The sequence below is a fragment of the Dyella sp. 01N448 genome, assembly GCF_056399225.1.
In genome coordinates this window covers 470,216-483,140 of sequence record NZ_JBFTQX010000003.1, presented here as the reverse complement: position 1 = coordinate 483,140, position 12,925 = coordinate 470,216, and the positions used below count along the sequence as shown (strand labels likewise).

13 protein-coding genes are annotated in these 12,925 nt (G+C 63.9%); 6 read left to right on the top strand and 7 right to left on the bottom strand.

Annotated features, from left to right (window positions below; genetic code table 11):
• Position 1 precedes the first annotated feature (1 nt).
• Positions 2 to 1,600, top strand: a complete 1,599-nt coding sequence (locus tag AC1DKY_RS06275) for an MFS transporter (RefSeq protein ID WP_441604228.1) — start codon at positions 2 to 4, stop codon at positions 1,598 to 1,600.
• Between the two features lie 34 nt (positions 1,601 to 1,634).
• Here the strand turns inward: AC1DKY_RS06275 and AC1DKY_RS06270 are convergent, their stop codons facing one another.
• Entirely contained in the window at positions 1,635 to 2,177 is a 543-nt protein-coding gene (locus AC1DKY_RS06270; protein WP_441611093.1) for a lipocalin-like domain-containing protein, read from the bottom strand.
• Between the two features lie 137 nt (positions 2,178 to 2,314).
• Here AC1DKY_RS06270 and AC1DKY_RS06265 point away from each other — a divergent pair, with 137 nt between their 5' ends.
• Entirely contained in the window at positions 2,315 to 3,247 is a 933-nt protein-coding gene (locus AC1DKY_RS06265; RefSeq protein WP_441604230.1) for a LysR family transcriptional regulator, read from the top strand.
• A gap of 30 nt (positions 3,248 to 3,277) precedes the next feature.
• A complete protein-coding gene (locus tag AC1DKY_RS06260) occupies positions 3,278 to 4,228 on the top strand; it encodes a Dyp-type peroxidase (RefSeq protein ID WP_441604231.1) in 951 nt (316 codons plus the stop codon).
• Between the two features lies 1 nt (position 4,229).
• On the opposite strand, the gene AC1DKY_RS06255 is transcribed toward AC1DKY_RS06260, so the two are convergent.
• From AC1DKY_RS06255 to AC1DKY_RS06245, 3 genes are all read right to left on the bottom strand, one after another.
• Complete coding sequence (locus AC1DKY_RS06255) at positions 4,230 to 6,005, bottom strand: tetratricopeptide repeat-containing diguanylate cyclase (RefSeq protein WP_441604232.1); 1,776 nt, start codon at positions 6,003 to 6,005, stop codon at positions 4,230 to 4,232.
• Positions 6,006 to 6,014: 9 nt separating this feature from the next.
• A complete protein-coding gene (locus AC1DKY_RS06250) occupies positions 6,015 to 6,305 on the bottom strand; it encodes a hypothetical protein (protein ID WP_441604233.1) in 291 nt (96 codons plus the stop codon).
• A 138-nt stretch (positions 6,306 to 6,443) separates the two neighbouring features.
• Positions 6,444 to 7,253 (bottom strand): SAM-dependent methyltransferase, encoded by an 810-nt coding sequence (locus AC1DKY_RS06245; RefSeq protein ID WP_441604234.1) that lies wholly within the window; start codon positions 7,251 to 7,253, stop codon positions 6,444 to 6,446.
• Between the two features lie 471 nt (positions 7,254 to 7,724).
• Between AC1DKY_RS06245 and AC1DKY_RS06240 the strand changes: the two genes are divergently transcribed.
• A complete protein-coding gene (locus AC1DKY_RS06240) occupies positions 7,725 to 8,003 on the top strand; it encodes a hypothetical protein (RefSeq protein WP_121878735.1) in 279 nt (92 codons plus the stop codon).
• 50 nt (positions 8,004 to 8,053) lie between these two features.
• Here the strand turns inward: AC1DKY_RS06240 and AC1DKY_RS06235 are convergent, their stop codons facing one another.
• Positions 8,054 to 9,049 (bottom strand): zinc-dependent alcohol dehydrogenase family protein, encoded by a 996-nt coding sequence (locus AC1DKY_RS06235; RefSeq protein WP_441604375.1) that lies wholly within the window; start codon positions 9,047 to 9,049, stop codon positions 8,054 to 8,056.
• A 122-nt stretch (positions 9,050 to 9,171) separates the two neighbouring features.
• Here AC1DKY_RS06235 and AC1DKY_RS06230 point away from each other — a divergent pair, with 122 nt between their 5' ends.
• Positions 9,172 to 10,026 carry a LysR family transcriptional regulator gene (locus AC1DKY_RS06230; protein ID WP_441604235.1) on the top strand — a complete coding sequence of 285 codons (855 nt, stop codon included), beginning with the start codon at positions 9,172 to 9,174 and terminating at the stop codon, positions 10,024 to 10,026.
• 12 nt (positions 10,027 to 10,038) lie between these two features.
• Here AC1DKY_RS06230 and motB read toward each other — a convergent pair whose 3' ends face one another.
• Together motB and motA are read right to left on the bottom strand one after the other, a co-directional pair.
• Positions 10,039 to 11,067, bottom strand: a complete 1,029-nt coding sequence (gene motB, locus AC1DKY_RS06225; protein ID WP_441604236.1) for a flagellar motor protein MotB — start codon at positions 11,065 to 11,067, stop codon at positions 10,039 to 10,041.
• The gene (gene motA / locus AC1DKY_RS06220; RefSeq protein WP_441604237.1) at positions 11,064 to 11,933 is read right to left on the bottom strand and encodes a flagellar motor stator protein MotA; all 870 of its coding nucleotides are present in this window, start codon (positions 11,931 to 11,933) and stop codon (positions 11,064 to 11,066) included. The genes motB and motA overlap by 4 nt, the downstream gene beginning before the upstream one ends.
• 347 nt (positions 11,934 to 12,280) lie before the next feature.
• Here motA and AC1DKY_RS06215 point away from each other — a divergent pair, with 347 nt between their 5' ends.
• A complete protein-coding gene (locus AC1DKY_RS06215; RefSeq protein WP_441604238.1) occupies positions 12,281 to 12,847 on the top strand; it encodes a cytochrome P460 family protein in 567 nt (188 codons plus the stop codon).
• Positions 12,848 to 12,925: the final 78 nt, after the last annotated feature.

The following is a 12,925-nucleotide window of genomic DNA, read 5'->3' as shown; positions in this document are numbered from 1 at the left end:
GATGAGCCAGATCGGAAAGCCTCCCTGCGACGACGGGATCATCCTCAGCGGTGCGCCGGCAGTGCCTTGTTCGACACCGTCGCGACACTGGACGCTGGTGGCGGCGATACTCGGCTCCAGCCTCGCCTTCATCGACGGCACCGTGGTCAACGTCGCGCTGCCGGCCATCCAGCGGGACCTGGGCGCCACCACGGCTGACGCGCAGTGGGTGATGGAGTCCTACGCGCTGTTTCTCGCCGCGTTGCTGCTGGTGGGCGGCGTGTTGGGCGATCGCTTTGGGCGCAAGCGCATCTTCATGCTCGGCACGGCGCTGTTTACGTTGGCCTCGGTGGCCTGCTCAATGTCGACTGCGGTGGGCCCCCTGATCGCTGCTCGCGCCGTGCAGGGCATCGGAGCTGCCCTGCTGGTGCCCGGCAGCCTGGCCTTGATCAGCGCGAGCTTTCCACAAGCCGAACGTGGCGCCGCCATCGGCACGTGGTCGGCTTTCAGTGGCATCACGGCAGCGATCGGGCCGGTGATCGGAGGCTTTCTGGTCGATCACTATTCCTGGGTATGGGCTTTTCTGGTCAATGCGCCGCTGGGTGTCGTGCTGTTGGCGATCTGTGCAGCGAAGGTACCGGAGAGCAAGGGTGGCCTCGACGTAGGCCCTATCGATGTGCGTGGCGCCAGTCTGGTGACCATTGGCCTGGCGGGCCTGGTGTTCGCCCTTATCGAGGCACCGATGCGTGGCTGGACGGCGACGCCGATCTGGATGGCGCTCGTGATCGGCGTTGTCGCGCTGCTGCTCTTCAAGCGCGTGGAGGCTGGCCTGGCATCGCCCATGCTGCCGATGACGCTTTTTCGCGAGCGTGATTTTGCGGGCGCCAACCTGCTTACGCTGTTGTTGTATGCCTCGTTGGGCGGCAGCCTGTTCTTTCTGCCGCTAAACCTGATCCAGGTGCAGGGCTATAGCGCCACGGTGGCGGGTGCGGCCTTGCTGCCGTTTATCGCCATCATGTTTTTGTTGTCGCGCTGGGCGGGCACCCTGGTGGACCGGTTCGGCTCCAAGCTTCCGCTGGTGGTCGGGCCTTGCGTGGCTGCCGTTGGATTCGCCATGTTTGCCTTGCCATCTGTCCAGAGCGACTACTGGAGGAGTTTCTTCCCGGCCGTCTGCGTACTCGGACTGGGCATGAGCGTCACGGTGGCGCCGTTGACCACAACCGTGATGAACGCCGTGGGCAAGGATCGCGCGGGCACGGCATCGGGCATCAACAACGCGGTGTCGCGTACTGCCGCCCTGCTCGCGGTAGCGCTGTTCGGTTTCGTGCTGACCGTGGTTTTCAATGCGACCCTGGATGACCAACTGGCTGGGCTGCACGCGCCGTCGGAACAGGTGGCCGCCATCGTCGCGCAACGCCAGAAGCTGGCCGGCATCGTGATGCCTGACGGCTACCCGGCAGCGACCACCGCGGCCTTGAAGCGCGCCGTGGACGTGTCGTTTGTCGCCGGCTTCCGCTGGGTGATGCTGATTTCGGCAGGGCTGGCTTTGCTGAGTGCGATCAGCGCCTGGGTGTTGATCGAGGGCAAGCCAGCCACGCCAAAAGTGGCCGATCCAACATAGGCCCCATCGCTATCGAGGCGCGACGACAACACGCTCAGTCATGCACGCGCCGCCACACCACCTCGCCATGAGCACCCTCGGCGGCGCCGCTGGATGGCTTGGCCACGGTATAGGTCAGTTCGTCTCCGCTGATGGTGTACTTCGAGTCACCGCTCTTGCCGTCCCAGTTCGGGAACGTCGCATGCACGATCGCGCTGTGCATCGCGTTGGCGTCGGCGCTCACGTGGCCGTAGTGCGCATTGCTGTCCATCGACGCGGCGCGGTACTCATCCGGCGTGCCTTTGGATTTGTCGTTCGCCGCGAACGGCATGCGCCTGGCCCGTACGATCTGCATCATGTAGTCGCCCTGCGCATTGATCAGCCACATGCCCTCCGGATGTGGCCCGTACAGTTCCACGCGGTGGCCGTCCGGATAGACGTTGTCGCAACGCACCAGGGTCCAGGCGCCGACCAGCTGCCTGGGCACGGTCATGGCGGTGGCTTGCGGTTGGGTGGCCTCCTGGGCGGCAGCCGCGAACGGCGAGGCGGTCGCCAGGGCAAGACAGGCGATCAGTAGCGGGAATTTGGCGCGGGACATGGCGACACCTTGGGTGAGGGAGCGTAAGCGGCATGGTCCCCTGCCCGTCTGATTTTGATAATGGGTCCGGATCTTGATTGACCTTCAAAGAATGTTTGAAGATGATCCGTCATGCCCCTGCAGCAGGACCGGATCGGATGAACCGCCTGAGCGACATGCAACTGCTCGTCGACGCGGCGGACCTCCATAGTCTGTCCGCCGCCGGCCGCCGCGCGGGGCTTTCTCCTGCCGCCGCCTCCGCCTGCGTGCAACGGGTCGAGGCCATGCTGGGCGCACGGCTGTTTGAGCGCACGACGCGGCAACTGCGCCTCACCGATGAAGGGCGCATCTATATCGCCTCCTGCCGCATGGCCATCGAGACCATGCAGGAAGCCGAACGCGCGGTGCGCAGCGGCACCGATCTTGTCAGCGGGACGCTGCGCGTATCGGCGCCTTCCGATCTGGGGCGCAACCTGCTGGTGGACATCCTTGATCGCTTCATGGGCCTGCATCCGGACGTGCGCATCGTGCTGACCCTGTCCGATTCGCTGTCGCGCTTCGTACCGGACGATATCGACGTCGCCATCCGCGTCGGCGCGCTGGAAAACAGCGACATGGTGGCCCGTCACCTGGCCGACAGCTGGCGCGTGGTGTGCGCCGCGCCAGCCTGTATCGAGCGCCATGGCATGCCTGCCCACCCGGACGATCTGGCCGAGCTGCCCACGCTGGTGCTTACCACCAAGGCCGGTCCGCGCCATGAGTGGCGCCTCGGCGAGCACCTCGTGCGCGTGCGCCGATACCACGAGTGCACCGATAGCGAAGTCATCCGCCGCTGGGCCGTGCTTGGGCACGGTTTTGCCTATCGGCAACTATGGGCGGTGACTGCCGATGTACGCGCGGGCAGGCTGCAGTTGGTCCATGCCCCGGCGTGGTCTGCGCCGGCGCCCATCCATGCGATCTATCATCCCAATGTGTTTCAGCCGCCGCGGGTGCGGCGCTTCGTCGAATTCCTGCATGCGGAGATCGCCGAACGCCTTCCCGCCAACGCCGAAGAGGCGATGGCGTTTGCCTCACGCCCGATCAAGCGCTAGTACCGAAACTTCAACGACAAGGAGCGAAGGGTGACTTCCATCGTGACGCAACCGGTTGCTGCGCGGCTCACGCATGCCGCCATTTTTCTCGTGGTGACGCTGCAGCCGGATGCGCGCAGCGGCGAGGCTGTGCGAGCGCTGTGCGGCGATATGGCATCGCTGTTGCGCGCCATTGGCTTTCGCAATCCGGACCGGCGCCTGTCCTGCGTGATGGGTTTTGGCTCCGATGCCTGGGACCGGTTATTCGGCCAGCCGCGACCCGCCAATCTCCATCCGTTCCAGGAGATCAAGGGCGTGCACCATGCGGTCTCCACGCCGGGCGACCTGCTGTTCCATATCCGCGCCACGCATATGGACCTGTGCTTTGAACTGGCCACGCAAATCATGTGCCGCATCGGCGACGTGGCGACGGTCGTGGACGAGGTGCACGGCTTCAAGTATTTCGACGAGCGGGATTTGCTCGGCTTCGTCGACGGCACTGAAAACCCGGTCGACCAGGGCGCACTCGATGCCACCATCATCGGCGACGAAGATCCCGCGTTCACCGGCGGCAGCTATGTGATCGTGCAGAAATACCTGCACGACATGAAGGCGTGGAACGCCCTGCCGGTCGAGCGCCAGGAAACCATCATCGGCCGCAAGAAGCTCTCGGATATCGAGCTGGACGATTCGGCCAAGGCGACCTATGCACACAACGTGCTCACCAGCATCGAAGAGAACGGCGAATCGCTGGAAATCGTACGGGACAACATGCCCTTCGGCGAGGTCGGCAAAGGCGAATTCGGCACCTATTTCATCGGCTACGCCCGCTCCCCAGCGCGAATCGAACGGATGCTGACGAATATGTTCGTGGGCCAGCCACCGGGCAACTACGATCGCCTGCTCGACTTCAGCAAGGCGGTGACGGGATCGTTGTTCTTCGTGCCGTCGGCAACGTTTCTCGACAATGTACCCACGCCCGAGAGCGGCGCAGGCAGCTAGCTCAGACCCGGACCAGGCCGTCGCTTTCCGTATCGGTCATGACGCGATTGCGCCCCGTGCGCTTGGCGCGATACAGCGCCGCATCCGCCTCTTTGCGCAGGCGTTGCAGCTCATAGCCGCAGCTATCGGTCGCTGCCAGGCCGATGCTGGCGGAGAAGGCGACCAGTCCGCCATCGCTGGACACCGGCGTCGCCTCGATCGCCGTGCGGATGCGGTCGGCAATCGCCATGCCCTGCTCTTGCGAGCAGTCGGGCAGCAGGATGCCGAACTCTTCGCCACCCAGGCGGCCAAACAAATCGGTCGGCCGAAGCTGGCGTTTGCACAACGCAACCGTGTGCTTGAGCACCACATCGCCGGTCGCGTGGCCATGCGTGTCATTGATCTGCTTGAAGTGATCCAGGTCGATCGAGATCAGGCAGGCGCCGCCATGGCGCTTCTCCAGCACGCGCAGCACACGTTCGGCCTCGCTCACGAAATGCTGGTGATTGAAGATGCCGGTAAGACCGTCGTGATAGGAAAGCATCTTGAAGCGCAGCTGCGAGCGCTTGATGCGCAGCAGCCAGAACACGATGGATACCAAAACCAGCAGCAGCAAGGTGATGTAGAGGCGGCTGGTCTCGACCGCCTTGGTGTCCAGCGCCTGCTGCAGGCGAAGAATGCTGTTCTGTTTGCTCAGCCCTTCCGTCTCCAGCTTCTGCGCCAGCATGTGTTGCTGCACGGCGGCGTAAGCCAGCGTCCTGGCGCTGATACTGTCGATATAGCCCTTGTCCTGGGCCACGTAGCGTTCGTAGTAGGAAAGGGTGGTCTGCGCATTGCCACGCTTCTTCTCAATCCGGTACAGCACGCCATAGGATTCGCGCATCCACTCGCTGACTTCGTCCGGGCTGCTCATGGCAAGCACGGCGAGCGCCGCTTTGCGGGCGCTGTTGTCGTCGTTCAACTTTTCATAGGCAACCGCCAGCTGTACCTGCACGGCGCGCATATGGGAGTAGTAACGGTTGGCGTTGATGCTGGGCAGCATCTGGGTCAGCAGCTCAACCGCCTTGGTCGGCTGCCCTTCGGTCAGGTATCGCTCGCCCTTGATCAGCCTCAAGGTGTTGGCGAATACCGGCTGTCCGGCGGCCACGCAGGTATCGATGCCCTCCTGCAACTTCGGGCTGTCGGAGGTAAGTCGATTGCTCTTGTCGAGCGCACCGATCTCCATGGATAGCGGATTGCACAAGGTTTCGCCGGGAGGCAGTGTCTCCTCCATCATGGTGGCGTATTTCACGGCCAGGTCGCTCTGACCGGCAAACACCATCAGCTGGGACAGGTTGGCAAGCACCGTGAATCGGGCCAGGTTGTCCGTGATGTTGGGCAAGTCCGTCGCCAATTGATTGGCTAGCGTAAACGCCTCTTCGTAATGACTGTTGATCCCCAGGTTGTGCATCAGCAAGGCCGACGCCTTGGCTTTGAGCACCGCATCGCCCGAGTGATCGATGACATCGCGCAGCATGTCATTGGCCTTGGCCGCATCACCCTCAAACGCCGTCTGCCACGCTTCGAGATAACGCAGATACCAATGCTGCTGTGGCGCCAGCGACGATGCCTCGCCGCGAATCTGCGCCAGCATCTGTAGAAACCGCGGATGGTCGCTGGTGCGCACCCGTTCGGTCTGTTGCAGGAACGCGGCGGGATCAGCGATCTGCGCCGACGCTTGTGCCACGTCGATCAGCACGCAGAAGGCCAGGCCCGCCAAAGCGAGCCATGGCCAACTGCGGTGCCACGAACGCGGCATGCTGCTCGCCTAGCCTTTGGGCGTCGCCGTACGTTCCGGCTGGGCCGGGTCGAGCGGCTCCCCTTCGTCCTCGCGTTCCGGCTCGTCGCCTTCGGGGAACGTCTGGGAACTCTGCGTCACATGCATGACCCGCTTCCCCAGCTCCTGCGACAGCCAGCCACTGTCGCCGGACGCCACCGCCGCCATGAGCGCTTCAGATGCTTCGGCCGCTTCCAGCGTGGCGTTCAATTCATCAGCCGAGGCGTGACGCAGCGTAGCGTCCTGGCCAATGGCCTCCAGCCAATCCATCGTGTCAGTCATACGTTTCCCCCGGTTTTCTTCCGATGATGGTCTTGCAACTGCCTGTCGGATTCTGCGTCCCACAGCACGCAGCACCCGCCAGCACCCTGTCATCGCACCCCGCGCCCTTCCCGCGTGGCATGCGACTACTGTATCCCGTCAGGCCGGTAAACCGGCCTTTTCCAATTCGTCCAGCGCCGCCAGGCGTGCCTGGATGGCCAGGTTTGGCTTGAGCTTTTCCGCGGGCGGCAGCACCACGGTTTCCTCGGCCGGCAATTCGATATGAGGCAGCTCCCGCAATGGGACGCGCCGTATGCGCGGTTGCTGGATCGGCAAGGTCGCTGCGCGATAAACGATCACCTCGTGGTCCAGCGGATAGTGCTCGCTGAGCAGTTCCACCAGCACCTGCCGATAGGCCGAACCGGTCTGGAAGCGCGCCAGCGAACGATCTCCCACCAGGCCCACCTGCCACAGCACCAGGTAGCAGGTCGGGTCGATGCGGCGTTCAAACAGCAGCAACTGGCTGGCCTCGTAATGCTGGCAGCCGAACCGGCCCGGGTCGATGCCGAGATCCGCATACAAGCAGTCCTCGGCAGAAATGCCCGGCTCCATATGGGCCGCATACCCTTCGGCGCGCGCCGCTTCGATGGCCTTGTGCGGCGACCACGCGAAGATGCCGGGATGCCCATAGAACACGCCGCAGACGCGCTTGCCGGCACGCACTTCGGCCATCATCAGGTCGACCCATTGCCGGTACGTGGTCAGGCGCGACTTGCCTTCCTGGTAGTAGGACTGAAGGCTGCGTACGTCCGGATGCATGCGCTGCAGCCACATCTCCACGATGCCGTCGGAGACACCGGCAAACACCACGTCCGCCTGCGCGATATGACTGCGCGCCAGAGGCGTCAGGTGCGAACCCAGGGTCATGCCCAGGCCTACACAAGCCAGGCTGCCACGATGTCCTTCCATAGGGGGCTGAGTCGCAGGATTTGTCATCGCGTGATAGTAGGGCAATTCTGTGACGCTGCGCACGCCAAGAGGCATATGACAAACAGAAAAGCCCCTCTTCTGCGTACGTCATCGAACCAGGTCCTGGCGACGCCACGGTCTTCACCATACGCTGCTGCAAAACGGCTCCCCACGGCCGTTCGCGAGAACGGGCCGACAGCTGTCCGAAAGAAAAGCTGTCGCGTCTTCGTCGTCGGCAGCGTCCTTGCTGCGGCCTTCGCCAGATGGCCGAGGTCGCGGCGGCGGCCTCGCTGATCCGGCCTTCCGTACAGTAACCGGGCGGCGTGGCAGCACCATGGAGAGCGCACTATCGCGGAGAGATTTGGGGCGTTTTTGCCGCCGCGCCCCTATACATGCGCAGTCATGAAATCGTCGCTTGCAGTCCCGCCGGGCACCCGGCAAGCTTCCTCGTTTCCCCAAACCGGAAGTGTCATGTCCTCACAAGAAAACATCCTCCAGATCATGCCCGCCACGGGTTGGGTTGCCGTGTTCGACGAAGACGGCGACGAGAGCGCCGAGGCGCTGGTGTGTTTCGCGCTGGTGGAGTCGGTGCGCAACGGCAGCACGCAGCGTGACGTGCGCCCGATGCTGGCCAACGGCAAGCAGGTGAGCTTTGCCGATGCGGCGCCCAATTTCCTGCGCGTCGAAGAACTCGAAACCTTCGAGGACGAAGGCGAGGAAGAGGAAGACGAGGAAGACGGCGAGGAGTAATCCTCTTCGGTTCACCCTGGAACGGCCGGCACTCGCCGGCCGTTTTCGTTTCAGGGCGCGACGTCGATCACCACTTTGCCGCGTGCCTCGCGCCGCTCGATCAGGGCATGGGCGTCGGCGACCGTGTCGAGGTTGAAGTGCCGTGGATCAACGAACGGTACGATCTTTCCCGTCTCGGCAAGGCGAGTGATCTCGCGCAGGATCCCGCCGTGATGCTCGCGGCCTTCGCCGCTCAGCAGCGGCAACAGCGTGAACACGCCCGAGTACGTGCCGGCCCGAAACGACAACGGCGCCAGCGCGTGCGTGCCCCAACCGAGCGCGCTCACCACATGGCCAAAGCGTTTGACAGCCTTGAACGAGGCATCCAGCCCCTCGCCGCCCACGGTGTCGTAGACCAGGTCAAAACCGCGGCCCTGGGCATGCTCGGCCACGTAGCGCTCCACCGGCGTGCCGCGTTCGATGGGCGTCGCCCCCCAGACGCGGATCTGCGCGGCCTTCGACGCCGAGTCAACGGCGGCCACTGTCGCACCGAATGCGCGCGCCAGCTGGATGACGGCATGGCCCACGCCGCCGGCGCCCTGCACGAGCACATGCTGCCCTGCTTTCAGCTGGGCGCGATCGATCAGACCTTCCCATGCGGTGATGAAGGCCAACGGCAAGGACGCCGCCTCGCGCATGGTGAAGTGGGCCGGCTTAGGCGCCAGCAGGCGCGCATCCACCGCGGCGTACTCGGCCAGCGAACCCTGCACGCCGCCCACGCCTCCCGTCATGCCATAGACCTCCTCGCCTGCGCGAAACGCGCTGACGCCCGGCCCGACACTCTCCACCACGCCCGCCATGTCGATTCCAAGGATCGCCGGCAGCGGGTGCCGCGCGTGCTCGGCCTTGCCGTCGCGGATCTTCAGGTCCAGCGGATTGACCGCACTGGCCAGGATACGCACCAACACCTGCCCCTCGCCGGGATTGGGCCGCGCGATGGCCGTGCGGCGGAAGGTTGGGCCGTGCTGCTCCAGCACAGCGGCCTGCATGGACGGGTTTGCATTCATGGCCAAGGCCTCTCGTTCGGATGCGTCCAAGCTACGCCAGTCCAAATTGCATGAAAACTAAATAAATCGCATGCTATCCATGCAACTTTGCATGGCACACTCAACGGGCGGGGAACACGACGATGGAGTGGAGCGACCTGCGCATTTTCCTCGCGATCGCCCGCGAGGGCACGTTGGGCGCCGCGGCGCGCACGCTGGGACAAACCCAGCCCACCATGGGCCGGCGCTTGCGCGCCCTGGAAGCGGCGATCGGCCAGACCCTGTTCCAGCGGACCAGCGATGGTTTTGTACTCACCGAGGAAGGCCTACTGGTATGCCGGCACGCCGAGCGCATGGAACAGGAAGTACTCAGTTTCCAGCGCGAACTGGCCGGCCAGCAGCAGGAGCTCGATGGCCTGCTGCGCATCACGTCTTCCGATTGGTTCGGCGCCCAGGTGTTGGCGCCCGTACTCGCCGAGTTCGCGCAGCAACATCCGCGCGTCACGGTGGAACTGCTCACGGACACCCGCCAGCTCAGCCTGGCGCGCCGCGAAGCGGATCTCGCCTTTCGCATCAAGCCATTCGACGAGCCCGACGTGGTCTCGCGAAAACTGTTGCGCATGCACTATGGCGTCTATCTGCACAAAGGCGCGCGCAAACCGAAAGTCGGCGACGGCAAGGGCGCATCTCTGATCACCATGGACCAGGCGTTCGGCGAGCTGCCCGACGTGAGCTGGCTGCGCGCACAGTTTCCCAACGCCAGCGTCGCCTTCCGCAGCAACGCCCGCGACGTGCACGCACGCCTGTGTGCCAGCGGCGCCGGCCTGGCGGTGTTGCCGCGGCCGCTGGGCGATGCCACGCCAGGCATCGAACGCCTGCCGATGAAAGAAGAACCACCCACGCGCGATACCTGGATCGGCTATCACCGCGATCTGCGGCGACTGGCACGATTGCGCGCCCTGCTCGATCTGGTCATCGATCGGCTGGCCAGCGATTAAGCCGGGCACGCCTCACGGCGAGTCGGCGTGAACCTCTGCAGCAGCACCTGCGTTGCCACCGGCGGCGCCCGTTCCCGATACGGCAATGATGGCCGGTTTCGCCGGCACGATGGATGCCATCGCGGGCAGCAACGCAGGCGCGTTGTGTTCGACGCCAGCGCTTTCCTGCGACAGCGAGGCGGCCTCCGCCTGCCGATTCATCACGATGATGCTGATGCGACGGTTGATCGGGTCGCCGGGGTTCACGCGATCGAATGGCACCGAGGCGGCCAGTCCGACCACGCGTGCGATTTTTTCTTCGCTGAGGCCGCCGGAGAGCAAGGCGCGCCGCGCCGCGTTGGCGCGATCGGCGGACAACTCCCAGTTGCTGTATTGATGATCGCTGCTGTACGGGGCGTCGTCGGTGTGACCGGAGAGGCTGATGCGATTGGGCACGCGATTGATGAAGCCGGCGAGCTCCTGCAGGATCGTCGTGGTGTAGGGCCGCAGTTGTGCGCTGCCCAGGTCGAACATCGGGCGATTCTGCTTGTCCACAATTTGCACGCGCAGACCTTCAGGCGTGATGTCGAGCAGCAACTGATCCTTGAACGGCGCCAGCGCCTGGCTCTTCTCGATCGCCGCCTCCAGCTGCTGCATCAACTCTTCCAGCCGCGCGCGTTCCTGCTTGCGCGCTTCCTTTTCGATTTCTTTGGGATCGGCGCTCGCCGCCGCTGCGCCCTGGCGATCCTTGCCTGGCCCATGCGGCAAATCCAGCGCACCACCGGCCTTGATCATGCTGGTGCTGGCGCCGCCCGGCCCCATCTGGCCCGGCGGGGCCATGGTGGCCGTGCCCTGCAGCATGCTGGGGTTCTTGAAGTATTCGGAGATGGCCGCGCGCTGCTCGCGCGTGCCCGCGCCGATCAGCCACATGACCAGAAAGAACGCCATCATCGCGGTGACAAAGTCGGCATAGGCGACCTTCCAGGCGCCACCATGATGGCCATGCCCGTGCCGCTTTTTGCGGCGTATGACGATCAGCGGTGGTTCGCCCTGCTCGCTCACGTGGCCGCCTTGGCGCGCGGCGACTTGAGATGTTCCTCCAGATCCTGGAAGCGCGGCCGGGTGTTGGTCGCCAGCGACTTGCGCGCAAACTCCACCGCCACCTTGGGGTTGTAGCCGCGCAGATTCGCCAGCAGTGCAATCTTCACGCACTCGAAGGCGCGGCCATCCTCCTGCACCCGGTTTTCCATCGCTGCGCCCAACGGGCCGATGAAGCCGTAGCAGAGCAGGATGCCAAGAAAGGTGCCGACCAGCGCGCCGGCGATATGCATGCCGATGCGCGAGGTGTCGCCATCGAGCTGTCCCATGGTGGTGACGATGCCCAGCACCGCCGCCACGATGCCAAAGCCGGGCAACGCATCGGCGAGCTTGGTCACCGCCAGCGCAGGCGCCACCGCTTCGTGATGATGGGTTTCCAGCTCCACTTCCAGCAATTGTTCGAGCTCATGCGGATTCATGCTGCCGCCCACCATCAGGCGCAGGCAATCGGTGGTGAACTCGATCAGGTGATGCTCGCGCTGCAGGCGCGGATAGGCGGAAAACAGCGGGCTCGCTTGCGGATCCTCGATGTGCTCCTCCACGCCGAGCAAGCCTTCTTTGCGGATCAGGCTGAACAGCTCGTAGAGCATCGACAGCAGATCCACATAGTCCTGCTTGTTGTACTTGGGCCCTTTCAGCAGCCCGCCCACATCACGCAATGCGGCCTTGACCACCTTGGACGAATTGGCCGAAAGAAACGCACCCAGCGCGCCGCCGCCGATGATCAGCAGCTCATACGGTTGCCATAAGGCAAGGATCTGGCCGTGCGACAGCACAAAGCCGCCGAGCACGCACGCGAGCACCACTACTGCACCGACCAGTACCAACATTTTCGCTCCGGGATACGGAGCCAATCACTCCGCGCTCACGTTTTATCGGCGCAGCTCCACGGAAGTTTAGAAAACGCTTTCATCCCATCGCCGCCCATGGGCGGTCTTCACGTCGACTTCCGCCTGCGCGCCCACCATGGCGAAACCTGGGCCACCGCGGATGGCCCTTGTGAAGTCGGCGTCGAGCAGACGCAGGGGCGTTTCGAAGATGAAACATGCTCAGGCCTCGATGCCAGGCATCGACACCTTCGTCTGATGGATTTACGCATCGCGATGATTTGTGATCCTGCCGATGAACTGACGTCCGCAGACCACGCGCGTCCACGACAACCATGCGAGGAGTAGCCATGAAGCGCACAAGCAAGCTCGCCATTGCGACCACCGCCGTCATGCTGGTGGTATTGGGTGGATCGGCCCTGTATGCGCAGGACAAGGCCAAAGCCGGCGTCAGCATCAAAGACAAGTACTCGCTCGTGTCGCCCAGCGGTGTCGCCTTCGCCGACTTCAAGGGCTATGAAGACTGGTCCGTGGTCTCCTCCGCACGTACCGACGAAGTGCTCAAGGTGATCGTCGCCAACCCGATCATGATCCAGGCCTACAAATCGGGCATCCCCGGCAATGGCAAACCCTTCCCCGAGGGTTCCAAGATCGCCAAGCTGCAGTGGAAGTTCAAGAAGAGCACCGAAGCCCCGTTTGCCGTGGACGTGCCAGACGTCTTCACCCAGGCTTTCGTCATCGAGAAAGACAGCAAGCGATTCCCCAAGAGCGCCGGCTGGGGCTATGCGCTGTTCGATTTCGACGCAACCACCAGCACCTTCACAGCCGACCCCACCGGTGTCTCCGATTGCGGCCACACCTGCCACGTAAAAGTGTCCGCCAAGGATCACATCTTCCATCCGTATCAGATGCGTTGAATCGCACCGGGGGCAGATAGAACCATGCAGCGCGCGTTGATGCGCGCTGCTGGGGTCACGCCATCGATTCCCCGAGCC